Genomic DNA, 24,454 nt, shown 5'->3' with positions numbered 1-24,454 from the left:
GTCGTGCGCGCGGGTGGCTCTGTGTCGGTTGGGTGTGCCATTGTCGAGGGGTTGCAACTGCATCCGGAGCAGTCGGCGGATGCCGTTCGTCCCTGCTTCGGGTGCAATGTACTTCGGCGCGAAGGATTTTCGGGGCCCTCCGGGAACCCCGCGCCGGGTGCTGTTGGCTCGCGGGTAGCAGGAGGGGCACGACCACATGACGTCGGACCGGTTGATCGCTGGACGGTATCGGCTCGCGGATCCGATCGGCACCGGCGCGATGGGCGTGGTGTGGCGGGGCACCGACGTGCGCCTGCGCCGCACGGTCGCCGTCAAACAGTTGCTGCTGGCGCCCGGACTCTCGCGCGAGCAGGCCCTCGAATCGAAGCTGCGCGCCATGCGTGAGGGGCGCATCGCCGCCCGGCTGCACCACCCCAACGCCATCACCGTCTTCGATGTCGCCGAGGAAGACGGCCAGCCGTGGCTGGTCATGGAGTACCTGAACGCGCCGAGCCTGGCCGCGAAACTGTCGGGCAAGCGCACGCTGCCGCCGCTCGAGGTGGCCAGGATCGGCGCGCAGGCCGCGGCCGCGCTGGCCGCCGCCCACGACGCGGGCATCATGCACCGCGACGTGAAACCGGCCAACCTGCTGGTGGCCGACGACGGCACGGTCAAGATCACCGACTTCGGCATCTCGCGCGCGGTCGGCGACGTCACCGTGACGGCCACGGGATTCCTCGCGGGCACGCCCGCCTACCTGGCGCCGGAGATCGCGCGCGGCGAGAACCCCGAACCCGCCTCCGACGTGTTCGCCCTCGGGTCCACGCTCTACGCGGCGGTGGAGGGCTCGCCGCCGTTCGGCGAGGGCGACAACCCGCTGGCCGTGCTGCACGCGGTCGCCCGCGGGGACGTGCCCGAACCGCGCAACGCCGGACCGCTCGCGCCCGTGCTCATGCGCCTGCTCGCCGCCGGTATCGACGCGCGCCCGACCATGCGGGAGGCCGCGGAGGCGCTGGGAGCCGTTGCGGCGGGCCGCGTTCCGAAGCTGGCCGACGCGCCCGTCTCCACCAAGATGCTGCCCGCGCCGGGCGCCGACGCCACCACGGTGCTCGCCGCACCGGGGCAGGCGAGCGCGGCGAACGCCGACGCGGCCACCACCTTCGTCCCCGCGCCCGTCGCGGCGGTGCCGCCACCGGCACAGGGTGGCGGCACGTTGCCCGGCGGCACGAACCCGCCGAGGCCCAGCCGGACGACAGTGGCCGTGGTCGCGGCGGCCGCGCTCGTGGTGATCCTGGCGGGGGCCGTGGCGCTGGCGAGTCGCGGGGGCGACGGCGAGCAGACCGCCGCGCCGCCCGCGACGACCGGCCAGGCGCAGCAGCCTGCCGAGTCCGGGGACCCCGGCACGCCCACGGTGGTTCCGTTGCCGCAGGGCGGGGGAGAGGCCGCGCCGCCACCGGTCACCGTCCCGACGACGACGCCCGAGCCCACCTCGGCCGCACCGAGCCCCACGACCACCACCGAGCCGACCCCGACCTCCACCACGAGTACGAGCACGACGGTCTCCGCCACGCCGTTCGGACCGCCGCCCGCCGACCGGGTGGCCGGCTTCATCCAGGGCTACTACGGCATGCTGCCCGGCAACGTCTCGGGCGCGTGGTCGCAGCTCGCGCCCGGCTACCAGGCGCAGACCGGCGGATACGCGCAGTACGCGTCGTTCTGGTCGACGATCCGCGCGGTGCGGGTGGAGGCCATCAGCCCGAGCGGCGAGGGCGCCGCCACGGTGACGCTCACCTATGTGAAGTCCAACGGTTCGGTGGAGAGCGAGAACCGCTGGGTGCAGGTCCGGCAGGAGGGCGGGCGGATGGTGATCACGGCCTCCGGGCTGTGATCTGGCCCGCGCGAGTGGCCCGCCGCTCACCTCGCTGACTACGGTGGGGACGGCCGAGGTGGACGACGAACGGAGCAGCGAACTGTGACAGCGCGACTCGCCGCGGTGCTGTGGGACATGGACGGGACGCTGCTGGACTCGGAGAAGCTGTGGGATGTCGCGGTCCGCGAACTCGCCGTGGAACTCGGCGGCGTGATGACCGACGCGGTGCGCCACGCGCTCATCGGCGCGTCGGGGCCCAACGCGCTGCGCATCCTCTTCGACGGGCTGGGTGTGCCGTCGACCCCCGACGCGCTGCGCGAGGCGGGGGAGTTCCTGGAGCGCCGGGTCAGCGACCTGATGACCGGCCCCATCCCGTGGCGCCCCGGCGCGAAGGACGCGCTGAACCTGGTGCGCGACGCGGGCCTGGCCTGCGCGCTGGTCACCAACACCAAACGCTCGCTCACCGAGTTCGGCCTCGACACCCTCGGCCGCGACTACTTCGACATCTCCGTCTGCGGCGACGAGGTCCCCGAAGGCAAACCGGCGCCCGACCCCTACCTGCGCGCGGCGTCGCTGCTCGGCGTCGATCCGGCGCACTGCGTCGCGGTGGAGGATTCGCCGACCGGGTCGGCCGCCGCGGCGGCCGCGGGCTGCGCGCTCATCGTGGTGCCGTGCGAGATCCCCGTGCCGCCCGCCCCGGGCCGCGTGCACCGCGACTCGCTGGTCGGGTTGACCGTCGCCCACCTGGAAGAGGCGTTGTTCGCGCGGGTCTGACCCGGGTCAGCCCTTCTTGTGGTTATTGCGCGAGGTCTCGTACTCGTAGCGGACGCGTTCCCACAGGCGGCGGGGCATGAGGTCGAAGCAGCCGCCGAGATGTTCGCCGTCGAGGTCGGTGGTGCGACCGTCGGCGTCGACGATCGAGACGACGCGCACGACGCCTTCGTGCACGTACCAGACGGCGGTGGCGCCCTGGGCAGTGGTCGAACGCAGTCGCCCCGCGGGCTGCGTTGTGTCCATGGGTTCTCGGCTCCCGGCGTTCACGGTCGGACATCGGCGTCGGGACCGGGCCTCGGCGCGCCATGCGGACGACCCCGGCCCCTGTGCTCGAACGAACGACACGCGGCAATCCCGAGCGGCGGCGTCGAACCCGATCCCGTGTTGGAACACACTCAGACGATCATCATCCACTACCGGGTGCCGATCGCGTGCGCGACTCCGCGAATCGGTTTCCGACCGGCGCGAATACCCGGCCCGATCCGGCGTGCGGGCCGAAAGGTGTTGCCGCACAGTCAGGCGGGGCCGCGCGGTGGCTCGGGTGGCAGGTCGGCGACGGCGGCGGTGACCGTCGGGTACACCTCGAGCCGGTGGCCGGCTGGAGCGCCCGCGCGCAGGGCGTCGGCGAATTGGCCGATCGGGCGGGCGATGCGCAGGCGGATCCGGCGGCGGGCCAAGGAATCCCGGAGATCGGCGAGCATGCGGGCGGCGCTCACGTCGATGGACGGGGAGGTCTCGGCGTCGAGGACGACCAGGCGGGTCGCGTCGGTGCAGAGGTTCTCGATGGCGTGGCGGACGTAGTCGGCGTTGACGAAGTACAGGCCCGCCTCCACGCGCACGACCACCAGGTCGGGGCGGCGCGGCAGCCCGGGGTGGCGCGCCGCGTCGAGCCAGAGATCGCCGCGCCGGGCCACCTCGGCGACGTGCGGCCGCGACGTGCGATACACCAGCAGCAGGATCGACACGCCGACGCCGATGAGCAGCCCCGGCAGCGTGCCGAACAGCAGCACCCCGGCCAGCGTGACGAGCGCGGCGGTGAAATCGGCGCGTGCCGCCTTGCCGTAGATGCTGCCGAGCCGTTCGGTCCACACCCCGTAGAGCCGGCGCAGCGCGGCGAAATCCACGAGTTCGACGACGGCGGCGATCACCACCGCGGCCAGCGTCGCCTCGGGCAGGTTCTCGAACAGCCCGGTCAGGAACAACAGCGTGAGGATGGTCAGCGCGGCCATCACGAGCCCGCTGACCTGGGTCTTCGCGCCCGCGCCGCCGTTGACGGCGGTCTTGGAGAGGCTGCCGTTCACGATCATGCCCGAGGCGAGTCCGGAGCCGAGATTGGCGGCGCCGAGCCCGAACAGTTCGCGATTGGCGTCGATGGGATAGCCCTCCTTGGCGGCGTAGGCCCTGGCCGCGCCGAGCCCTTCGGCGAACCCGATGAGCACCACCCCGACGGCCGGTCCGAGCAGATCGAGGTAGTCGTGGAAGCCGAGACCGTCCGGCGGGCCGAGCGCGGGAAGTCCCGGTTCGATGTGCCCGACGATCGCGACGCCCCGCTCGTCCAGATCGAACAGCCCGACCACCGCGATACCGAACAGCACCGCGAGCAGCGCGCCGGGCACCAGCGGCAGCCACCGGCGCAGCGCCAGCACGACAGCGAGGCTGACCAGGCCGACGAGCAGTGTGCGCCAGTGTGTTTCGCCGAGCCGGCGCAGCACGCCCCAGGCCTGCCCGAAGAACTCGCCCTCGCTCTTCTCGATGCCGAACAGCTTGGGGACCTGGCCCACGATGATCGTCAGCGCCAGCCCGACGATGAAGCCCTTGAGCACCGGCTCGGAGATGAACGCCGCCACGAACCCGAGCCGAGCCAGCCCGGCCAGCAGGCCCACGATCCCCGTCGCGAGGGCGAGCGCGGTGGACAGCGCGACGTACCGCCCGCCGTCGGCGCCCGCCAGCGGGGTCACGATCGCCGCCGACAGGGCGGCCGTCGCCGACATCGGCCCCACCACCAGGTGCCGGGAGCTGCCCGCGAGCGCGTAGAGGACCAGCGCGGGGATCGCGGCGTAGAGCCCGACGACCGGGGGGACGCCCGCGATCGAGGCGTAGGCGAGCGATTCGGGCACCAGTACCGCCCACACCGTGAGCCCCGCGAACACATCGGGCCGCAACCACGCGCGCCGGTATCCGCGCAGCGAGTCGAAGACCGGCCACGGGCGGGCCGATCCATCGGTCGCGGGCCCCGCCGTCACAGCCCGCCGATGCCTGTGCCGAGGACCACGCTGCCCATCACGAGCAGCACGATCGCCAGGACGGCGTGGCTGTTGTCCTGCCACCGCGTCCGGGCCCGGTCGAGGGTGGGGCGCAACCGGTCGGCGGCCACCGCATAGTCGATCGCGACGTCGACGCCGAGGATGCCCGCCACCCAGCCCGCCGCGAAACCGGAACCGGCGTCCCCGGTGCCGGGCGAGAGGATCATCAGGATCGCGGCGACGATCGGGATCGGCGAGAGCGCCACGCCGACCACGAGGGGGAGCGGCTCTCCGATGACCGGGCCCATCCCGCGACGCTAGAGTTCGCGGCGGGGAGGAGTCGTCACACGTGACGGGTGATTTCGCCGGTGCGGTCGTGTCGTCCGTCGGCGGGGATGTGCGCGTGTGACCCGCGCACGGCGGTGGCTCGGTTGACAGGTGGCGTCGCTTCGACCTGGGCACACGGACCGTGTTCACCGGACGCCGTGTGCGCCACGCTCCCGACGCGGTTCGCCACGACGTGCCACATCGACCGGACGCCGAGATCGCCGCAGCCCGCGAGACCCGCGCGGTGTTTCCGAACGGCAGCGACACCCCGCCGGAAAATTGTCGGCCGATCACCCGCCGCGCCGCCGAATTGGCCTGTCGCATCAGTGTGAATGATCACGTTTGCCACGGGAGTTACTGCGCCGCAACGCAAATGAGCACCGATGATAGGTGTGACCGGCGTCACCGGCAATCTTTCCGAATTCCGGGCGTGTCGTCGGCGGCTGCACCAGAATATCGCCATGGCAGGGACGGGAGTGCTGGACGAAATCGTCGATACCGCAAGGTATCCGCTCGATGCGCCGGACTCGGCGCGGTGGCGGGAGGCGGTGGCCGCGGCACGGACCGACCTGGCCGCCGACGGGTGCACCGTGCTGCGGGAGTTCATCCGGCCCGAACTCACCGAGCGGCTGCGCGCCGAGGGCGAGGCGATGGCGCCGCACGCGTACTACCGGACCGAACAGGTCAACGCCTACAACATCCCGCTCGACACCGACCTGCCCGCCGACCATCCGGCCGCCATCGTGCTCGAGCGCGGCAACGCCTTCGTGCCGCGCGACCGCATCCCCGCCGACGCGCTCATCCACCGGCTCTACACCTCCGCGCCGTTCCAGCGCTTCGTCGCGGACTGCTTCGGGCTGGCCGACCTGCACGAATACGCCGACCCGCTGGCCGGGCTGTGCCTGAACGTGGTCGCGCCGGGCATGTCGCACCCGTGGCATTTCGACACCAACGAGTTCACCGTGAGCATGCTGACGCAGCTGCCGGACGCGGGCGGGGAGTTCGAGTACTGCCCCAATATCCGCACCCCGCACGCGGAGAACCTGGCCGACGTGCGCGCGGTGCTCACCGGCACCGGCGAGCGGTTCGTGCGGCGCCTGGCCCTGCGCCCCGGTGATCTGCAACTGTTCCAAGGACGCTTCTCCCTGCACCGCGTATCCCCGGTTTCGGGTGCGGCGCAACGTCATTCGGCGATCTTCGCCTACACCGACCAGCCCGGGGTGATCGGCACCGCCGAACGCACCCGGCAGCTGTTCGGCAGGGTTCTGCCCGCACACGTCGAACGGGACAGCGTGGTCCGCGGCGACCGACTACTCGACTAGGCCCGGTCGTGGAGTCCGGGCGGCGGTGCCGGACGGGCTTCGAGACCTGGCCTACCGACCGAGCCGAGAGGAACGAACACGTGCCAGTGCCGTTGCATACGACCGGGAAAGCGTCCTTCGACCACATCTACGACCGCCCCGATCCCCGCCTGTACTACGCACGGATGTCCGAACTCGACTATCGGATTCCGCAAGCGGCGAAACCCTTTCTGGAACAGCAGATCCGGGAGTTCCGCGCCTCCGAGCGCACCGACACTCCCACGGTGCTCGACATCGGCTGTTCCTACGGTGTGAACGCCGCCCTGCTGCGCTTCGACACCACGATCGACGAGCTGGCCGCGCACTACCGCGACGGCGACGGACTCGACCGCGCCGCGCTGATCGCCCGCGACCGCGCGCGCCTGGCCGCCCGCGATCACCTGCCCGGCGTGCGCTTCGTCGGTATGGACGCCTCGGCGCCCGCGCTCGACTACGCGCGCGAGGCCGGTCTGCTGCACGACAGCGTGCACGCCGATCTGGAAGCGGCCGAACCCACCGACGCCCAGCGCGCGGTGCTGGCCGCCGCGGATCTGGTCGTGTCCACCGGTTGCATCGGCTACGTCACCGAGAAGACGCTCGTGCGCATCGCGACCGCGCATCCGCGCAAGCGGCCGTGGATGGCGCACTTCGTGCTGCGCATGTTCGATTTCGGGCCGATCCAGGCCGAACTCGACGCCCTCGGCTACCGCACCGAGCGGATGTCCGGTCTGTTCCCGCAACGCCGCTTCGCCTCGGCGGATGAACAGCGGCAGGTGCTCGGCACGCTGGCCGCCGCGGGCGTCGACGCCGACGGCCACGAATCCGAGGGATGGCTCTACGCGAGTCTGTACATCTCGCGCCCACTCAGGAATCGCCGGGCCTGACCTCTTGCCCAAACCCGGTCCCGCACCGAGGATCAGTCGTGGAGGACGTACTCCGCGAGTCTCACCGCACGGTCGCCCATCGACGTGCGCCCGTAGCACCCCCCGCACCCCCGATTCGAGGAATCCGACTTGACCGACCGCACCTTCGCCGCCGAAGACCACCTGCCCCGGGTACCGCTGCCCACATTGGAGGACAGCTGCGCCCGGTTCCTGGAGTGGTGCAGCCCGCTGCTGACCCCCGAGGAGCTGGCCACCACCGAGGCGGCGGTCGCCGACCTGCTACGGCCCGGCGGCGCGGGCCGCACGCTGCACGCGGCGGTGGCGGAGTACGACGCCACGCCCGGCGTGGGCAGCTGGCTCGACCAGTTCTGGCCCTCGCGCTACCTGGGCCGCCGCGACCGGATCGCGTTGAACGCCAACTTCTTCTTCCTCTTCCGCGACGACACCGCGCTGGCCGCCTCCACCGGGGCCAACCAGGTGGAACGGGCCGCGGCCATCGTCTCGGCCGCCGTGGACTACAAGCTCGCGCTGGACGAGGAGAAGATCCCGCCGGTCACCCAGCGCGGACAGCAGCTGTCCATGTGGCAGAACAAGTACCTGTTCTCCGAAACCAGAATCCCCGGCGCGCAGCAGGATTCGGTGCGGGTGCCCTACACCGAGGAGTGGCCCGGCCCGTCGCGTGAGCGGCACATCCTGGTCTTCTACCGCAGCAACATGTTCCGCGTGGACGTGATCGGCCCCGACGGCGCGCCCTACGCGCCCGAGGACCTTCAGGAGGGCCTGCGCGCCGTGCTCGAGGCGGGCGCGCACCCGGCGCGCACCGACACCGCCGTCGGCCACCTCACCACCAAGGCGCGCGCGGAGTGGGCGGCCAGCCGCGAGGCCCTGCTCGCCGAACCCGCCAACGCGGCCGCGCTGGACACCGTCGAGCGGGCGCTGTTCTGCGTCTGTCTCGAGGACTTCGCGCCGCGCGACGAACTGCAGGCCTGCGATCATCTGCTGCACGGTGACAGCGCCAACCGCTGGTTCGACAAGGCCGTCTCGTTCATCGTGTTCGCCGACGGCGGCGCCGGCATCAACGTGGAGCACTGCGGCTTGGACGGCACCACAATCCTGTCGTTCGTGGACACCCTGCTCGAGACGCCCGTCGCCGAGCACGCCGAACGCTCCGGCGCGCGCGTGCAGGGCAAGCCCCCCGTCGAACCGGTCGAGTTCGTCCTCGACGACGCGCTGCGCGCCGACATCGGGGCCGCGGGCGCGGCGTTCGCCCGCTACGCCGCCGAGAACGCCACCCAGACGGTGTCGTTCGAGGATTTCGGCACCGCGCGCGCCAAGCAGCTCGGCATCTCGCCCGACGCGTTCGCCCAGCTCAGCTACCAGCTCGCGCACCGGCGCAGCAAGGGCCTCACCGGCGCCACCTACGAATCCATCGCCACCCGCCAGTACCGCAACGGCCGCACCGAGGCCATGCGCGTGGTGACGCCGGAGATGATCGCGTTCGTGGACACGATGCTCGACGAGTCCGCCGACAAGGCCGTGAAACTGGCGGCCGCCCGCGCCGCCGCGCAGGCGCACGTGCAGCGCGCCAAGCAGTGCCAGGCCGGGGACGCGCCCGAACAGCACCTGTGGGAACTGCAATGGGTGCAGCGCCGCCGGGGCGCCGAACTGGGCGTCACCGAGCCGATCGCGCTCTACGACAGCCCCGGCTGGACGATCATGCGCGACGACTACCTGAGCACCAGCTCCGCGCCCTCGGTCAATATCCAGTACTTCGGTTTCGGCTCCACCAGCCCGAAGTGCATCGGCGTGGCGTACGTGCTGCTGCCCGACCGCTGGAACCTCTACCTGGCGACGCCGAAGTCGGTGGCCGACGAGATGCACGCGTTCGCGGGGCACCTGCGGGAGGCCGTGGAGGAACTCGCGGAGCTGCTGGCGTCGGGGACGTGAGGGGGTAGTGCGGGGATTCGGGCCGCGCCTCGATGATCGAGGCGCGGCCCGCGTCCGTCCTGTTCCGGCGGTCTGAAAGAATCTCCTCCCGTGAAAACTTTCGAGGCCCTGTTCGCCGAGCTGCAGGATCGTGCCGTCACCCGTCCCGAGGGTTCCGGCACCGTGGCCGCGTTGGACGCCGGTGTGCACACCCAGGGCAAGAAGGTGCTGGAGGAGGCCGGTGAGGTGTGGCTGGCCGCCGAACACGAGAGCGACGAGTCGCTCGCCGAGGAGATCTCCCAGTTGCTGTACTGGGTGCAGGTCCTGATGGTGGGCCGGGGGTTGAAGCTGGAGGACGTGTACCGACATCTGTGACGGTCGCGCCCTTCCGTAGTTTCTCCCCGAAAGGACATCTGCCCATGCTGCGCGTCGCAGTTCCCAACAAAGGCGCACTCTCGGAGTCGGCCACCTCGATCCTGTCCGAGGCCGGCTACCGCAAGCGCACCGATTCGCGCGATCTGAGCGTCATCGACCCGAACAACCAGGTCGAGTTCTACTTCCTGCGCCCGAAGGACATCGCCGTCTACGTCGGCTCCGGCGATCTGGACCTCGGCATCACCGGCCGCGACCTGGCGCTGGACTCCGGCGCGCCGGTGCGCGAGCGCTTGGCGCTGGGCTTCGGCCGCTCCACGTTCCGCTACGCCGCCCCCGCGGGCGCCGAATGGAAGGTCGAGGACCTCTACGACAAGCGGATCGCCACCTCCTACCCGAACCTCGTGCTCTCGGACCTGCAACGGCGCGGGATCGAGGCCGAGGTGATCCGCTTGGACGGCGCGGTCGAGATCTCCATCCAGCTCGGCGTGGCCGACGCCATCGCCGACGTGGTCGGCTCCGGCCGCACGCTGCGCCAGCACAACCTGGTCGCGTTCGGCGAGACGCTGTGCGAGTCGGAGGGCGTGCTGGTCGAGCGCGAGGACTCCGATCAGAACGACCGGGCCCGCAACCAGCTCATCGCCCGCGTCCAAGGCGTGGTGTTCGCCCAGCAGTACCTCATGCTGGACTACGACTGCCCCAAGGAACTGCTGGACCGGGCCGTCGAGATCACGCCCGGCCTGGAATCGCCCACCGTGTCGCCGCTGGCCGACGAGTCCTGGGTGGCGGTGCGCGCGATGGTGCCGCGCAACCAGAGCAACACGGTGATGGACCAGCTCGCCGACATCGGCGCGAAGGCCATCCTGGCTTCCGACATCCGCTCCTGCCGCGCCTTCTGAGGTGATCCGGGCGGGTGCCGCAGGGTACCCGCCCGAATCCCGCGCCGCGCGTAATCAATTCACGCGGAATACAACCGGCGTGGGTCCCGGTGCCCGGTTGCTACGGTGCGCCCCTCGATGAGGGAACGCAAGGAGTACGACCGTGTCCGACACACCGCCCGAAGAACGTCCGGGCAGCACTTTCACCTGGAACGAGGACTGGCTCGCCGCCGTCGCCGGGCTCACACTGCTGGTGCTCGTCCTGGTGGGCGTCATCCCGGGCTGGCTGGTGCCCTGATGGCCGAGGAGAAGACCACAGAGGCCCCGATCCGTTCGGAAACGGCCGCGCTGCAAGCGAATCCGAGCCCCACCCCGGCGCTGATCGCGGCCGGTGTCGCGGTGGTGTTCGCGCTCGGCGCGCTCACCAGGTTCCTGGAACTGCACGTGCCGGACTGGGCCGAGGACACCGCGTTCCAGCGCGTGGCCAAGTCCGTCGAGTACCCCGTCTACGCGATCGCGCTGGGCCTGATCGGCAACGTCGTGCTGTCGAAACTCGATCTGCGGGAGAAGCTTTCGGCCGGGTTCCGCACCGAGTTCTTCATCAAGACCGGCGTGGTGCTGCTCGGCGCGTCGATCAACCTGAAGATCCTCGTCACCGCCGCCGGGCCCGCGATCCTGCAGGCCCTGCTGCTGATCACCGCGGTGTTCGCGTTCACCTGGTGGTTCGGCGGGCTGCTCGGCCTGGACGACAAGTTGCGGGCGCTGCTCTCCTCGGCGGTGTCGATCTGCGGCGTGAGCGCGGCCATCGCCGCCGCGGGCGCGGTGCAGGCCCGGCGCGAGCAGATCGCCTACGCGGCCTCGCTGGTGATCCTGTTCGCGCTGCCCTCGATCTTCCTGCTGCCCTGGCTGGCCGACGTGTTCGGCCTGTCCGACGCGGTGGCGGGCGCGTGGATCGGCGGCAATATCGACACCACGGCCGCCGTCGCCGCCTCCGGCGCGATCGCGGGCGAGGAGGCGTTGCAGATCGCGACCATCGTCAAGACCACGCAGAACGCGCTGATCGGCGTGGTCGCCATCGCGCTGACCGCGTACTTCACGCTGCGCGTCGAGCGCAAGCCCGGGAGCCCGCGCCCGCCGGTGCGTCAGCTGTGGGACCGGTTCCCGAAGTTCGTGCTGGCCTTCATCGCGGCGTCGGTGATCGGCACCGTCTACCTGGCCTCGGTGGACAAGGCGACCGGTTCCGAGCACATCGGGATCGTCAACGATCTGCGCACGTGGTTCCTGATCCTGGCCTTCGTCTCCATCGGCCTGGAGTTCTCGCTGCGCGGCCTGCGCGACGCGGGCTGGCGGCCGATCGCGGTCTTCGGCTCCGCGGCCGTGGTGAATCTGGTTGTCGGACTGGGCCTCTCGGTGCTGCTGTTCCGCAACTTCACGGTGTGATGCCAGGGGTGGTGGTCCGGTGTGCGGGCCACCACCGCCGTCGACCTACAGTCGCCCCTGATCACCCGTCAGTCCGCGACGGCCTCCGCCAGCTCTTCCCCGGGCGACTCACCCGTCGGCCACCCCGGATACGGCGGCGGCGTGCCACCGAACGCCGGGCACAGCGCCTTGTACTCGCAATACCCGCACAACCAGCTGGTGCTCGGCGGGAAATCACCGGTGCGCCCGGCCTCGAGGATCGCCGCCCACAGCGCCGCGAGGGTGCGCTCGAAGCGATCGAGCTCCTCGGCGTCGGGCTCGTAGGTGAGGATCTGCTCGTCGGCCAGGTAGATCAGCCGCAGTTGCGCGGGCAACACGCCCCGCGTGCGTAACACCATGAGCGCGTAGAACTTCAGCTGGAACAGCGCCCGGGTCTCGCGCGTGACGCCGGGGGAGCGGCCGGTCTTGTAGTCCACCACCCGCAGCTGTCCGGTGGGCGCCACGTCGATCCGGTCGACGAAGCCGCGCAACAGCACCCCGCCCTCGAGTTCGACCTCGACCTCCGCCTCGCGCGATTCCGGATCGAACCGGGTGGGATCCTCCAGCCGGTAGTAGCTCGCCACCAGGCGCTCCACCTCGCCGAGGAACGGATCGTCGGCCCCGTCCACCAGCTCGGCCACCTCGGGCCGCTCGGTCCGCACCCGCTCCCACGCGGGACCCACCAGGGCCGCCGCCCGCTGCGGGACACGCTCGGCCGCGGGGAGCCCGTACAGGTCCTCCAGCACCGCGTGCACCACCGTGCCGCGCACCGCCTGGCGCGAGGGCGGCTCCGGCACCCGATCGATCGCGCGCAGCCGGTATTTCAGCGGGCACTGCTTGAAATCCATTGCCCGCGAAGGCGACAGCGCCGGCCTGCGCCGCGCCCCACCCGATCGGGACGCGGCGTCGGCAGGGGGCGTGGACACGGGCGCTGGCATACCTGGCAGGCTATCCGGCGGCACCGACACGCCGGAGCCGAACCAGACACGAGCAGCGGAACGGAGATTCATGACGGCCAGACGGACCGGGCCATTCACCCTCGGGGACCGGGTGCAGCTGACCGATGCCAAGGGCCGCCTGTACACGGTGGTGCTGGAACCGGGCAAGGAGTTCCACACCCATCGCGGCGGGATCAAGCACGACGCCCTCATCGGCGCCGACGAGGGCAGCGTCGTGCAGTCCACCAACGGCACCCCGTATCTGGCGCTGCGGCCGCTGCTGGTCGACTACGTGTTGTCCATGCCGCGCGGCGCGGCCGTCATCTACCCGAAGGACGCGGCGCAGATCGTGCACGAGGGCGATGTGTTCCCCGGCGCGCGGGTGCTGGAGGCCGGCGCGGGCTCCGGGGCGCTGACCTGCTCACTGCTGCGCGCGGTGGGTCCCGAGGGCGAAGTGCTCTCCTACGAGATCCGCGAGGATCACGCCGAGCACGCCGTACGCAATGTCGAGACGTTCTTCGGCGAACGCCCCGCGAACTGGTCGCTCACCGTCGGCGACGTGGCCGACTACGCCGGCGAGCGGGTCGACCGCGTGGTGCTGGACATGCTGGCCCCCTGGGACGCGCTGCCGACCGTGTCGAAGGCGCTGGTGCCCGGCGGCGTGCTCATCGTCTACGTGGCGACGGTGACCCAGCTGTCGAAGGTGGTGGAGGCGCTGCGCGAGCAGGAGTGCTGGACCGAGCCGCGCTCCTGGGAGTCGCTGGTGCGCCCGTGGCACGTGGTGGGCCTGGCCGTGCGCCCCGAGCACCGTATGCAGGGCCACACTGCCTTCCTGGTGAGCGCGCGGCGCCTGGCCGAGGGCACGGTCACCCCCAAGCCGCAGCGGCGGCCCTCGAAGGGCTGAGCGGCCGACAGCGCCCGTGCGGGGATCACCCCCACGCGGACGCTGTCACGCCGGCGCGCGCCTTACTGACAGGGCGCCTGGGCGAACTGGAGCAGGGTGCACGCGGTGAGGTCGGACAGCTTCCAGGTGCCGTCGACGCGCTCCCAGGTCATGGGCATCGCGGGGGCGGCGCCCTGCGGCGCGGTGATGACCACCTGGGCGGTGGCGGCCTCGCCGGTCACCACGATGTCGGAGACGGCGAAGGTCAGGGTGCCGTAGCCGGCCAGCGCGGCGTTCATCTGGTCGATGTTCGCGGCGCGCTGCTCACCGTTGACGATGACAGCGGTCTTCTCGGGGGTGGTCTTGGCCGGATCGGCGACCAGATCCAGGGTGGCCTGCAGTTCCTCGGCGGTGGGCGCGCCCTCGGCTGCCTCGGCGGTGGTCGTGGCGGCGGCGCTGGTGGTGGCGCTCGTGGTGGTGGTCGCGCCGGCATCGCTGTCGGAGTCGTCCGAGCCGCAGGCGGTCAGGCCGACAGTAACGGCGAGCGCCGCTGCGGCGGTAGCCACGGAAACACGCAGTGTCCTGGCAGGGAGGAACATGTGAGCAACCTTTCGGTTTCGTGTGGCGACAGACCGCGCCACGTGTCGGGTTAGGGCAGGCTAACATGGTCCATCGGCCGTCGATCGCAGCACAGATGTGATCACCACGAAACCATGTCGGACAGCGAGAACGGTTCGCGCCCGGTAGCGTTGATAGACCGGGACTGGGAGGAGCAGCACATGAGCCCCATCGAGAATTCGGATTCGGCGGCCTGGAGAGAGCTCGAGGCGGTACGCGCCGAGGCGGCTGCGCTCCGAAGGCAACTGGCCGATTCACCGGATCGCGCACGGGAATTGGAAGCCCGCATCGATTCGCTGACCATTCGCAACACGAAGCTGATGGACACCCTCAAGGAGGCGCGCCAGCAGCTGGTCGCGCTGCGCGAGGAGGTCGATCGGCTCGGCCAGCCTCCGAGCGGCTACGGTGTCCTGATCGGCGTGTTCGACGATCAGACCGTCGACGTGTTCACCTCGGGCCGCAAGATGCGGCTCACCTGCTCGCCGAACATCGACACCACCACGCTCGAGTACGGCCAGACCGTGCGCCTCAACGAGGCGCTCACCGTGGTCGAGGCGGGCAACTTCGATTCGGTCGGTGAGATCGGCACGCTGCGCGAGATCCTCGACGACGGCCGCCGCGCCCTGGTCGTCGGACACGCCGACGAGGAGCGCGTGGTCTGGCTGTCGGCGCCGCTGGCCAAGGTCGCCGAGGTCGACGATCTGGAGGATCCCGACGCCCCCATCCGCAAGCTGCGCCCCGGCGACTCGCTGCTCGTCGACACCAAGGCCGGCTTCGCCTTCGAGCGCATCCCCAAGGCCGAGGTCGAGGACCTCGTGCTCGAAGAGGTGCCCGACGTGGACTACGGCGACATCGGCGGTCTCGGCAGGCAGATCGAGCAGATCCGCGACGCGGTGGAACTGCCGTTCCTGCACAAGGATCTGTTCCGCGAATACGCGCTGCGCCCGCCCAAGGGCGTGCTGCTCTACGGTCCGCCCGGCTGCGGTAAGACGCTCATCGCCAAGGCGGTGGCCAACTCGCTGGCCAAGAAGATCGCGGAGGCGCGCGGTGAGGACGCCAAGGAAGCCAAGTCGTTCTTCCTGAACATCAAGGGCCCCGAGCTGCTCAACAAGTTCGTCGGTGAGACCGAGCGCCACATCCGGATCATCTTCCAGCGGGCGCGCGAGAAGGCCTCCGAGGGCACGCCGGTGATCGTGTTCTTCGACGAGATGGACTCGATCTTCCGCACCCGCGGTTCCGGTGTCTCCTCCGATGTGGAGACGACCGTTGTGCCGCAGCTGCTTTCGGAGATCGACGGCGTCGAGGGCCTGGAGAACGTCATCGTGATCGGCGCCTCCAACCGCGAGGACATGATCGACCCCGCGATCCTGCGGCCCGGCCGCCTGGACGTGAAGATCAAGATCGAGCGGCCCGACGCGGAATCGGCGCAGGACATCTTCTCCAAGTACCTCACCGCGGACCTGCCGCTGCACGCCGACGATCTCGCCGAGTTCGGCGGCGACCGCGTCGCCTGCATCCGCGCCATGATCGAGCGCGTGGTGGAGCGGATGTACGCCGAGAGCGAGGACAACCGCTTCCTGGAGGTCACCTACGCCAACGGTGACAAGGAAGTCCTGTACTTCAAGGACTTCAACTCCGGCGCCATGATCCAGAACATCGTGGACCGGGCCAAGAAGTACGCCATCAAGGCCGTCCTGGACACCGGCAACCCGGGCCTGCGCATCCAGCATCTCTACGATTCGATCGTGGACGAGTTCTCCGAGAACGAGGACCTGCCCAACACCACGAATCCCGATGACTGGGCCCGCATCTCGGGCAAGAAGGGCGAGCGGATCGTCTACATCCGCACCCTGGTCACCGGCAAGAACGCCAGCGCGAGCCGGGCGATCGACACCGAGTCGAACACGGGTCAGTACCTGTAATCGAGTCGTCGAGGGCCGCGCATCTCAACCGGATGCGCGGCCCTCGGGCTGTTCCGGGGCCCCATTCGCGCCTACGGCGAAGCGTCCTGATCCGGACTCCGTGCACCAGCGAATCGATGTTCCCATGTTCGCTTCACCCGACGCGTCAGTGTAGGTCTGCCTGGAACGTGAAACCCATTCGACCTTTGTCACGTCAGCAAACACCAGACCGCCCCGGGCGTAGCAATAACGGGTGCCCGGCGGCGGAGTATGGTGCCTCGGATGCTGTTGCGTGAGAACCGCTTCGAGTTCGAAGCTCACCCCACCCGCCCCCTCTGATACGTCGAGAACGTAGCTGTCCTCGAGGTAGACGTCTGCCAGATCCGGGTAGTCCGTATAGTCGCGCCTCGCCGCCGATCCCACTCGGCAAGGGTCTGGGTTCGCGGAGATTCGTCTGTCCGCAGTGCGCCCGAACGGCGGCGCTTTCTCCGCTTGTCGAACGAACTGTTCCTCCGAAACTGCGTTCGCCCTGCGCCGCGAGGGGCATGATCCCCGGAATCCGCCTGCCGGATGCGCGGCCCCCGTCGTCGCTGTGACGGAGGGCATCGGCCCGTTCTACGCGGAATAGCGGCAGGTAGGTGCGGTGGTGATGGCCCCGGATCCGAGTCGCCACCGATCCAGGCCCGTGCTCGCGCTGCCCGGTGCCTCGAGATCGTGCATGCTCCGACGGGCGCGGTGTCGACCGATCCGCGCCACCGAGTAGAGGAGGCTCCCATGACCGGTTCCGCTGCGGCGTTCGCCGCCGATGTCCTGTTCCGACTGATCACCCAGCTGCTCGCCAGCGGCAGCGCGAGCTGAGCGGGCGCGTGGGGGCGGTCCGGCCCCGCGCGTGAACTCGGCGCTCCACGAAACGGCGCCGAATGAAGAGAAGAGACCGTGTTCCACCGGGAACCGGTCTCTTTGTCGTTGGATGCCTGCAGGTTTCGGCGAAGCGACGTTCTGGAAGCGTGGGGGATCGTCGGTCCGGCGGGGTGGCGGATCGTGTCGGTGAGATGCGACGGATCGGGCTGGCGAACGCGGGACGGCTGGAACCGGGGACGCCGGATCAGGTCGTCACCGTCTCGTCCTCGAGCATGTTGCGGAGTTGTTCGCGCAACTCCGGCCCGTCCTGGTGTTTGTGGACCGAGACCGCGTGCTCGCAGGCGGCCTGCAAAACTTCCTCTTCCTCACCGGCGATGGTGAGCGTGCAGTTGGATTCGCTGGGAAACCGACGACAGTCCGCGACCTTCCTCGTCATCGGAAACCTCCTCGGGATCGAGAGTGGTGCCGTCCCTCACGATAGTCCGCCCGCTACGTGCGAGAACACGATCCAGCAGGTCGGATCCCGCCAATGCTCCGAGGTGCGTATGCGAGCGTAGAACTCGGCGGGAAGGCGAGGTGGCCCTGTACGGTGGCCGGGTGGCGATTCGGTGTTCTGCATGTGATTCACCGATTGAGGTCGGCGGTGACCACCCTCACTGAACTTCCCCACTGACGCTCACCGAAATTCCCCACTTCCCCGTGTGGCTCCGCCGTGAAGGGCGGGCCTGCTCCGATGCTGGTGGTTACCACGCCTGACCAGCAGTTTCGTTCGGAGGAGGCGCGCTTTTCCATGTTGACATGTGAGGAAGATGTGGAAATCAGTGCCCTACGCGCACGAGGCTGGACGATCTCCCAGATCGCCCGCCACACCGGCCGCGACCGTAAGACGATCCGCGCCTATCTGGCCGGGGAACGCAGCCCCGGCGTGCGGAAACGGCATCGGCGCGACCCGTTCGAACCGTTCGTCGACTACGTGACAGCTCGCCTGGCCGAGGACCCACACCTGTGGGCGCAAACGCTGATGGACGAGCTGGAGCCCCTCGGGTTCCCGCTGTCGTATCAGACGCTGACCCGCGACATCCGCGCCCGGGGACTGCGGCCGGTCTGCCAGGCCTGCCGGACCGCGACCGAACGGCCCAACGCGGTCATCCCGCACGCACCGGGTGGTGAAACCCAGTGGGACTGGGTGGATCTGCCGAATCCCCCGACGCTTGGGGGTGGGGCGGATGCGCGCATCTGCTGGTCGGATCCCTCTCCCATTCGGGCCGCTGGCGCGGCTATCTCGCGCCGTCGACTGATCAGCCGCACCTGATCGAGGGCTTGGACCGGGTCGCCCGCGCCCTGGGCGGGGTGACCGGGTCGTGGCGGTTCGACCGCATGTCCACCGTCTGCCACCCGGCAAGTGGGCAGGTCACCGCGTCGTTCGCTGCGGTGCTGAAGTATTACGCGGTCGCACCCGCGATCTGCCCGCCACGGCGCGGGAACCGCAAGGGCGTGGTCGAGAAGGCCAACCACACGGCTGCGCAACGCTGGTGGTGCACTCTCGCCGACGAGACGACGCCCGAGCAGGCCCAAGCCTCGCTCGACAAGTTCTGTTCCCTGCGGGGCGACACCCGGCTGCGGCCCACCGCCGATGGCCGCGCCACCAAGGCCGTCGGCGCCGACGAGACCGCGACCCGCTACCAGCAACTACGATCGCATCTGGGCACGCTGAAACTGCATGCCGCCGCCGAAGCTCTGCCACAGGTCCTCGAAGACGCGACCGCGCAGAATCTTTCGGCGACACGTCCTGCTCATCGGCACGCCCGGCACCGGGAGGACACACCTGGCGACCGGGCTCGCGAGGGCGGCCGCGCACGCCGGCTACCGCACCTACTTCACCACCGCCGCCGACCTGGCCGCCCGCTGCCACCGCGCCGCGATCGAGGGCCGCTGGGCCACCACCATGCGTTTCTACGCCGGACCAGCACTACTCGTCATCGACGAACCCGGCTACCTGCCACTACCCGCCGAGGCAGCCGCAGCACTGTTTCAGGTTGTGTCGCAACGGTATTTGAGAACCTCGATCGTGATCACCACCAACCGTGGTGTCGGATCCTGGGGTGAAATACTCGGCGACAACACCGTCGCCGCAGCCCTGCTGGACCGGCTCCTACACCGCTCCATGGTCATCAACCTCGACGGCGACTCCTACCGGCTCCGCGACCACCAAGCCACCGCCGACAACCTCCGCCGCCACCACCGGGAACCGGCAACCCCTATAATCAGGACCGCTCACGGGTGGGGAATTTCCACGAGCACAGGTGGGGAACTTCGGCGAGCGCAGTCATCGAGCCGTTGGCGTGCGTTGTGGCTGAGCTGCACCTCCTTGGCCGCGGCCCGGATCGTCAGGTCTCGGCCTTCGCGCCCCTCGAGCGGGGGCCGTCCGAGCTGTCCTCGCAGCAGCGTGGGGCATTGCTCCTCGAATCACGAATAGATACGGGATAGTTCGAGCTCGACGCGCGGGGAGCGCTGCCGATGGCGTTGACTCGAACGGTAGGTGGCATGGTTCGGTACGGCCGAACTGATTGCCCCGCGTGATCGTCAGGCGGGAGCGGACGGGATGGTTGAGTGCGGGCGCCCAGCCGGAGTGGGGTGGTGATCTGTATCACTGTGCGAGCGCCAGCGACATGATTGCAGGTAGATGCCCTGGTGTTGGCGATGGTGGGGCCTGTATCCGATCTCCGGTTTCTCGAAACGCTCGCATGAACAATCTGAATCGTGCATGCTTCAGAATAGCGGCGCGCCGGCAGGGTGCGTGCCAGTGGTAGAGATGAGGAGCACCATGTCCGGATCCGCTTCGGATTTCCTGGCCGACGTCCTGTTCAAGACCCTTCAGCAGCTGCTGGGGAGTGGTAGCGCGAGCTGAGTGTTCCGCGTGATGCGAGGCCGGGTCTCCGAGGGGGCTCGGCCTCTTCGCTTTCCGCGCGGTGAGAGATTCGCGGGCAACGAGCACGTAGTGTGCGGCGACGAGGGGGTGTTCGGCGGAGACGCCGCGAACGACCTGAGCGACTGCTGGCGGCGTGAAGCCCAGTGTGCCCCGCCCGGGCTGGGACTTCCGCGAGCGGCGGTGCTCGAGGGCGCGTCCAGGCGGGACCTGTTCGATCGGTGGTGGCCGACGGCAATGCTCTGACGGCTACCCGTGCACCGGCGTCAATTCCACCACCAACCACCCTACTGCCAGGTTTGGTACAGGTATACCTTGTTCGGTGACCCGCCGGGACCGAACCCGATGCCGTTGAACTCGGCGTGGGGCTTGTTGTCGCCGGCGACGATCGCGAACAGGCGCAACACGTCGGCCTCGGTGGTGTGGACGACCTGGTCGAACTGTTCGGGCCGCGGATGACGGTGACCGAGGGCGGGGCGCGGGTTGCGGACCCACGGGCGGGACGAGGTGCCGATCAGGAGGGTGTCGCCGTGGCGCGTGTGGGCGAGGGGGACCTGGTAGACCGTGCCGGATTCGCGGTCGACGACGTGCGGCGTGAGCGATCGCTTGCCGATGACGCGGGAGAGCCACGGCACCTTCAGTAGTGTCCGCACCACCGTATTCGTGGTGGATCGGTAGCGGGAGAGCGGTTTCGGCCCGGTCGTCGCCGGTGTGCCGTCGGGGTTCGCATCGCTGATGTCACCGGTATGATCGCGCCGGCGCGGATCGGTCGGGGCCGAGGCGACCGGGAATGCCGGGCGCGGTGGCACTCCCCGGCTAGTGCCGTGTCCAGGAAGGTTGGTGCGGTAACCCCGGTGTTCGGGCTGGCCCGTTGATCATCGGCTGCTGAGCGGTGATGCTGCCGGTGCAGGTGATGCCGGTGACTCGGAAGCCGGATGTGTTCGTCAGAGCGGTGTCCCCGGAGGCGGGCCGCAAGCTTGCTCGGATCGCGCGGCGCAGCAAGCAGCCGATCCGGATGCGGCGGGCGGTGGTCGTGATGGCCTCAGCGCGGCACCAGCCGGTCGGGTTCATCGCGAAACTGATGCAGGTGTCGGAATCGTATGTGCGGCAAGTGATCCACGACTTCAACAGGCATGGATTCGAGGCGTTGGACCCAGAAGGAACACTGTTGGCGAATTCCACTGATGCGCACTCTGATTCGGCACGATCAGCACTGGCGGGGGAACCTCACCTACCGAACGTTGCCTGACGAGGCACTAGATTCGACGCTATCGGAATCCGTGAGGAGTGGCGTGAGCGAACGTATTGAGCGGGGCCTGGCCAGGCGCCGGTGGAGGAGCGGTGTGAGCGATAGCGGGGTGCGTGCGGAATCCGGTGTGGGGGAGCGGCCGCCGGTGGCGACGGGCGGGCTGAGCGCGGTGGCCGCGGCGTCGACGGCGGTGCTGGCGTTCGCGGCGAGCCGCTACGACTACTTCGGCGACGAGCTGTATTTCCTTGCGGCGGGGCGGCATCCGTCGTTCGGGTACGCCGATCAGGGGCCGGTGCTGCCGATGCTGGCCCGCCTCATGGACGCGCTCGCACCCGATTCGTACTTCGCACTGCGCCTGCCGGCCGTCGCGCTGACGGTGCTGGCCGTGGTGCTCACCGGGCTGGTGGCCAGGGAACTCGGCGGCGGCCGGACGGCCCAGATGCTGGCGGCCACCGCGTACGCGACCTCGCCGTTTCTGCTCCTCCAGGGCAAGTTGCTGACCACCAACGCGGTGGACACGGTGATGTGGGTGGTGATCACCTGGTGCGTCGTGCGCTGGGTGCGGACCCGCCGCGACGGGCTGTTGCTCGCGGCGGCGCTGGTGACCGCCGTGGACATGCAGGTGAAATGGCTGATTCCGTTCTTCTGGCTCGCGGTGGCGGCGTCGGCGCTGGTGTTCGGGCCGCGCGACCTGGTGCGGCGCCCGCTGCTGTGGGTGGGCGGCGCGCTCGTGGTGCTCGCGACACTGCCGACGCTGATCTGGCAGGCGCGGCACGACTGGCCGCAGCTGCGCATGGGCGGGGTGATCAGCGGTGAGCAGGACATCCTCGGCGGCAGGCTGATGTTCGTTCCGCTGGCGGTGCTCACGGCGGGCACGCTGGGCGCGGTGGTGCTGGTGTACGGGGTGTGGGCGCTGCTGCGGAATCCCTCGCTGCGCGAGTACCGGTTCCTCGGCGTGGCGTTCCTGCTGGTCACGCTGGTGTTTCTGATCGTCGGCGGCCGGGTCTACTACATGGCGGGCATGTACGGCGTGGTGCTGGCGGCGGGTGCGGTCGGATTGGTCGAACTGGCTACCGAGTCACGGCCTTTCGTACGAAGGTTCCTGACGGCGGGCGGCACCGTGCTGACGGTGGGGTCGGTGGTGTTCGTGCTGTGGGCGACGCCGTGGCAGTCGCCCGAGGACATCGCGCCCCCGATCGACGACACCGAGGCCGCGCTCAATATCGACGTCTACGGGCAGTTCGGCTGGCCCGAACTGGTCGACGGCGTCACGGCCGCCTACGCGAAGCTCACCCCGGCCGAACGGGAGGACGTCGTGGTGGTGACCGACACCTATTGGCAGGCAAGCGCTCTCGACCAGTTCGCCCGCCACGAACTGCCCGCGATCTACAGCCCGAGCCGCGGCTACGGCTATTTCGGCACGCCGCCCGACGACGCCACCGCCGTCCTGGCGGTGGGCGTCGACGAGGACTTCCTGCGCTGGAACTTCGAACGTGTCGAAGCGCTCACGAAGGTGGACAGCCGGCTCGGCTTCCCGGGCAGCACCCAGAACGTCACGGTGTGGGTCGCGACCGGCCTGCGCCACCCCTGGTCGGAGACCTGGCCGAATCTCATGCATCTGTAAGGGGTTTCGCGGCCTCGCGCAGGATGCGGACCATGCGATCCGGGTCGTCCACGCGGAGGCTGACGGCGGTCACCTGCGCCGTGGGTGCGCGGCCGGAAAGCCGGGCCTCCACCGGGTTGTGCAGGGAGAGCGCGATATTGGCGCCGTCCTGGGTGGGCAGGTGCAGGGTGTCGCCGTCCACTTCGGGCGAGGTCTTGTCGTAGCGGGCGCGGGCCGTGACGGCGGCGAGGTCGGCCACGGGGATCGCGGCGACCACGCGACCGGAGCGGCGCAACACCACGGTGTCGCCCGCGAGGTGGTGCGGGTGGACGACGTCGGTGGCGACCACGCCGAAGAGCAGCACCAGCGACCATACCGACAGCGCCGCGAGGGTGAGGTTCAGCCACGGCCACGGCACCAGGAAGTGCACCACGCCGATCTCGATCATCGTCGCCACGGCGAACGCGGCGGGCAGGCCCAGCGTGCCCTTGGCGGAGGGGAACACCGGACCGTCGGGCCGATCCGTGCGACCGCGCAGCCACATCCACAGGGATCGATAGGGGCGCAGCAGGTTTCGCATCACGACTCCCGCCATCACGACTCCCACAGTGCCCGCGCGCCGCGCACGATCACCGCGCGCTGGGCGGGATCGGGGATCAGATCCTCCACCGACAGGCCGTCGGCTTCCTCCGCCCGCGTCGCGAACATCTCGGGGGTGAACCGCTCGCGCAGCAGCTCCGCGAGTTCGGCGGCCAGCGCGGCGATCCGGGGCTCGCACTCGGCGACCGGCTTGCCGCGCAACGACTCCCACTCGCCGAGGAAGCGCAGGTAGGTGTGGCGGAGGCCGTCGTCTTCCAGCACGGTGGTGACGGGGATCAGCATCTCCTCCGGCACCGCGCCCGAGACGGCGAGCACCTCGAGCAGATCCCGTTCCTGCTGCAACGCGCGCACCTGGCGCGGATCGGTGGTGCTCGCGCGGACCCGCTCGAACGCGTCCACGACCTCGTCCGGCAGCGCGGTGAGAGTGCCGCCGCGCGTGGCGGATTCGAGCATCCGGTGCAGCCGGTCGCGCTTGCGGGTGAGCACGGCGATATCGCGTTCGCAGCCCGCGACCAGGGCCCGCAGATCGGCGCGGATGTCGTCGTCGGCCTCGCCGTCGCGGCCCTCGGCCAGCACGGCGGCCACCGACCCGAGCGGCAGACCGTTCTCGGCGAGCCACCGGATGCGCAGCAGCCGGGCCAGATCCGCCGCGGTGTAGTCGCGGTAGCCGTTGGCCTTGCGCGCGGGCTCGGCCAGCAAGCCCAGCCGGTGGTAGTGCCGGACGGCTCTCGGTGTGGTGCCCGCCGCGCGGGCGACGTCGCTGATCCGCATGACTCGAGTCTCGACTATGACGCCGCGTCAAGGTCAAGGGCGCGCACCGGGCC

24 protein-coding genes and 1 pseudogene are annotated in these 24,454 nt (G+C 69.9%); 16 read left to right on the top strand and 9 right to left on the bottom strand.

The window, feature by feature from the left end:
- The first annotated feature begins 196 nt into the window (after window positions 1–196).
- A complete protein-coding gene (locus OHB21_RS30780; RefSeq protein WP_195124359.1) occupies window positions 197–1,867 on the top strand; it encodes a serine/threonine-protein kinase in 1,671 nt (556 codons plus the stop codon).
- A gap of 84 nt (window positions 1,868–1,951) precedes the next feature.
- Window positions 1,952–2,623: an HAD family hydrolase gene (locus OHB21_RS30775; RefSeq protein WP_324191903.1), complete on the top strand. Its 672-nt coding sequence runs from the start codon at window positions 1,952–1,954 to the stop codon at window positions 2,621–2,623.
- A gap of 6 nt (window positions 2,624–2,629) precedes the next feature.
- On the opposite strand, the gene OHB21_RS30770 is transcribed toward OHB21_RS30775, so the two are convergent.
- The 3 genes from OHB21_RS30770 to OHB21_RS30760 all read right to left on the bottom strand — a co-directional run bounded on the left by OHB21_RS30770 (window position 2,630) and on the right by OHB21_RS30760 (window position 5,174).
- Entirely contained in the window at window positions 2,630–2,866 is a 237-nt protein-coding gene (locus OHB21_RS30770) for a hypothetical protein (protein ID WP_067512249.1), read from the bottom strand.
- 272 nt (window positions 2,867–3,138) lie between these two features.
- Window positions 3,139–4,866, bottom strand: a complete 1,728-nt coding sequence (locus tag OHB21_RS30765; protein WP_067512247.1) for a SulP family inorganic anion transporter — start codon at window positions 4,864–4,866, stop codon at window positions 3,139–3,141.
- The gene (locus OHB21_RS30760; protein WP_067512246.1) at window positions 4,863–5,174 is read right to left on the bottom strand and encodes a hypothetical protein; all 312 of its coding nucleotides are present in this window, start codon (window positions 5,172–5,174) and stop codon (window positions 4,863–4,865) included. Before OHB21_RS30760 ends, OHB21_RS30765 begins: the two co-directional genes overlap by 4 nt.
- Window positions 5,175–5,654: 480 nt before the next feature.
- Between OHB21_RS30760 and OHB21_RS30755 the strand changes: the two genes are divergently transcribed.
- The 7 genes from OHB21_RS30755 (at window position 5,655) to OHB21_RS30725 (ending at window position 12,033) form a co-directional block, all read left to right on the top strand.
- A complete protein-coding gene (locus OHB21_RS30755; protein ID WP_067512270.1) occupies window positions 5,655–6,515 on the top strand; it encodes a HalD/BesD family halogenase in 861 nt (286 codons plus the stop codon).
- Window positions 6,516–6,595: 80 nt separating this feature from the next.
- Window positions 6,596–7,417 carry a class I SAM-dependent methyltransferase gene (locus OHB21_RS30750; RefSeq protein WP_195124358.1) on the top strand — a complete coding sequence of 274 codons (822 nt, stop codon included), beginning with the start codon at window positions 6,596–6,598 and terminating at the stop codon, window positions 7,415–7,417.
- A 129-nt stretch (window positions 7,418–7,546) separates the two neighbouring features.
- Window positions 7,547–9,364: a choline/carnitine O-acyltransferase gene (locus tag OHB21_RS30745; protein ID WP_195124357.1), complete on the top strand. Its 1,818-nt coding sequence runs from the start codon at window positions 7,547–7,549 to the stop codon at window positions 9,362–9,364.
- Window positions 9,365–9,454: 90 nt separating this feature from the next.
- Window positions 9,455–9,718, top strand: a complete 264-nt coding sequence (locus OHB21_RS30740; RefSeq protein ID WP_195124356.1) for a phosphoribosyl-ATP diphosphatase — start codon at window positions 9,455–9,457, stop codon at window positions 9,716–9,718.
- A 44-nt stretch (window positions 9,719–9,762) separates the two neighbouring features.
- On the top strand, window positions 9,763–10,614 hold the full coding sequence (gene hisG, locus OHB21_RS30735; RefSeq protein ID WP_067512236.1) for an ATP phosphoribosyltransferase: 852 nt from the start codon (window positions 9,763–9,765) through the stop codon (window positions 10,612–10,614).
- Between the two features lie 142 nt (window positions 10,615–10,756).
- Window positions 10,757–10,891, top strand: coding sequence for a hypothetical protein (locus OHB21_RS30730; RefSeq protein ID WP_267465086.1), 135 nt, complete (start codon window positions 10,757–10,759; stop codon window positions 10,889–10,891).
- Window positions 10,891–12,033 (top strand): YeiH family protein, encoded by a 1,143-nt coding sequence (locus OHB21_RS30725; RefSeq protein ID WP_195124355.1) that lies wholly within the window; start codon window positions 10,891–10,893, stop codon window positions 12,031–12,033. The genes OHB21_RS30730 and OHB21_RS30725 overlap by 1 nt, the downstream gene beginning before the upstream one ends.
- 68 nt (window positions 12,034–12,101) lie before the next feature.
- Here OHB21_RS30725 and OHB21_RS30720 read toward each other — a convergent pair whose 3' ends face one another.
- The gene (locus tag OHB21_RS30720; RefSeq protein WP_067512232.1) at window positions 12,102–12,989 is read right to left on the bottom strand and encodes a RecB family exonuclease; all 888 of its coding nucleotides are present in this window, start codon (window positions 12,987–12,989) and stop codon (window positions 12,102–12,104) included.
- A 70-nt stretch (window positions 12,990–13,059) separates the two neighbouring features.
- Between OHB21_RS30720 and OHB21_RS30715 the strand changes: the two genes are divergently transcribed.
- On the top strand, window positions 13,060–13,893 hold the full coding sequence (locus OHB21_RS30715) for a tRNA (adenine-N1)-methyltransferase (RefSeq protein WP_067512230.1): 834 nt from the start codon (window positions 13,060–13,062) through the stop codon (window positions 13,891–13,893).
- Window positions 13,894–13,955: 62 nt separating this feature from the next.
- Here the strand turns inward: OHB21_RS30715 and OHB21_RS30710 are convergent, their stop codons facing one another.
- Window positions 13,956–14,438: a hypothetical protein gene (locus OHB21_RS30710; protein WP_324191904.1), complete on the bottom strand. Its 483-nt coding sequence runs from the start codon at window positions 14,436–14,438 to the stop codon at window positions 13,956–13,958.
- A 213-nt stretch (window positions 14,439–14,651) separates the two neighbouring features.
- Between OHB21_RS30710 and arc the strand changes: the two genes are divergently transcribed.
- Complete coding sequence (gene arc / locus OHB21_RS30705; RefSeq protein WP_067512268.1) at window positions 14,652–16,412, top strand: proteasome ATPase; 1,761 nt, start codon at window positions 14,652–14,654, stop codon at window positions 16,410–16,412.
- 693 nt (window positions 16,413–17,105) lie between these two features.
- On the top strand, window positions 17,106–17,249 hold the full coding sequence (locus OHB21_RS30700; protein ID WP_195124353.1) for a hypothetical protein: 144 nt from the start codon (window positions 17,106–17,108) through the stop codon (window positions 17,247–17,249).
- A 247-nt stretch (window positions 17,250–17,496) separates the two neighbouring features.
- Here OHB21_RS30700 and OHB21_RS30695 read toward each other — a convergent pair whose 3' ends face one another.
- Entirely contained in the window at window positions 17,497–17,688 is a 192-nt protein-coding gene (locus tag OHB21_RS30695; protein WP_067512215.1) for a DUF1059 domain-containing protein, read from the bottom strand.
- A 297-nt stretch (window positions 17,689–17,985) separates the two neighbouring features.
- Between OHB21_RS30695 and OHB21_RS37660 the strand changes: the two genes are divergently transcribed.
- Complete coding sequence (locus tag OHB21_RS37660) at window positions 17,986–18,564, top strand: helix-turn-helix domain-containing protein (RefSeq protein ID WP_195124553.1); 579 nt, start codon at window positions 17,986–17,988, stop codon at window positions 18,562–18,564.
- A gap of 305 nt (window positions 18,565–18,869) precedes the next feature.
- Window positions 18,870–19,516: pseudogene (locus OHB21_RS30685) on the top strand (ATP-binding protein).
- A 949-nt stretch (window positions 19,517–20,465) separates the two neighbouring features.
- Here OHB21_RS30685 and OHB21_RS30680 read toward each other — a convergent pair.
- Window positions 20,466–20,831: a hypothetical protein gene (locus tag OHB21_RS30680; protein WP_067512266.1), complete on the bottom strand. Its 366-nt coding sequence runs from the start codon at window positions 20,829–20,831 to the stop codon at window positions 20,466–20,468.
- 242 nt (window positions 20,832–21,073) lie between these two features.
- Here OHB21_RS30680 and OHB21_RS30675 point away from each other — a divergent pair, with 242 nt between their 5' ends.
- Together OHB21_RS30675 and OHB21_RS30670 are read left to right on the top strand one after the other, a co-directional pair.
- Window positions 21,074–21,427, top strand: a complete 354-nt coding sequence (locus OHB21_RS30675) for a helix-turn-helix domain-containing protein (protein ID WP_228788762.1) — start codon at window positions 21,074–21,076, stop codon at window positions 21,425–21,427.
- A 94-nt stretch (window positions 21,428–21,521) separates the two neighbouring features.
- Window positions 21,522–23,051 carry a glycosyltransferase family 39 protein gene (locus OHB21_RS30670; RefSeq protein ID WP_324191905.1) on the top strand — a complete coding sequence of 510 codons (1,530 nt, stop codon included), beginning with the start codon at window positions 21,522–21,524 and terminating at the stop codon, window positions 23,049–23,051.
- On the opposite strand, the gene OHB21_RS30665 is transcribed toward OHB21_RS30670, so the two are convergent.
- Window positions 23,038–23,625, bottom strand: coding sequence for a hypothetical protein (locus OHB21_RS30665; protein WP_067512211.1), 588 nt, complete (start codon window positions 23,623–23,625; stop codon window positions 23,038–23,040). The genes OHB21_RS30670 and OHB21_RS30665 overlap by 14 nt on opposite strands.
- Window positions 23,625–24,401 carry a MerR family transcriptional regulator gene (locus OHB21_RS30660; protein WP_067512209.1) on the bottom strand — a complete coding sequence of 259 codons (777 nt, stop codon included), beginning with the start codon at window positions 24,399–24,401 and terminating at the stop codon, window positions 23,625–23,627. Before OHB21_RS30660 ends, OHB21_RS30665 begins: the two co-directional genes overlap by 1 nt.
- Between the last annotated feature and the right edge of the window lie 53 nt (window positions 24,402–24,454).

The sequence above is a fragment of the Nocardia puris genome (assembly GCF_036051655.1).
Taxonomy (GTDB): domain Bacteria; phylum Actinomycetota; class Actinomycetes; order Mycobacteriales; family Mycobacteriaceae; genus Nocardia; species Nocardia puris.
Note: the sequence above shows the minus strand (reverse complement) of the source record. Positions and strands in the feature narration are given on the sequence as shown.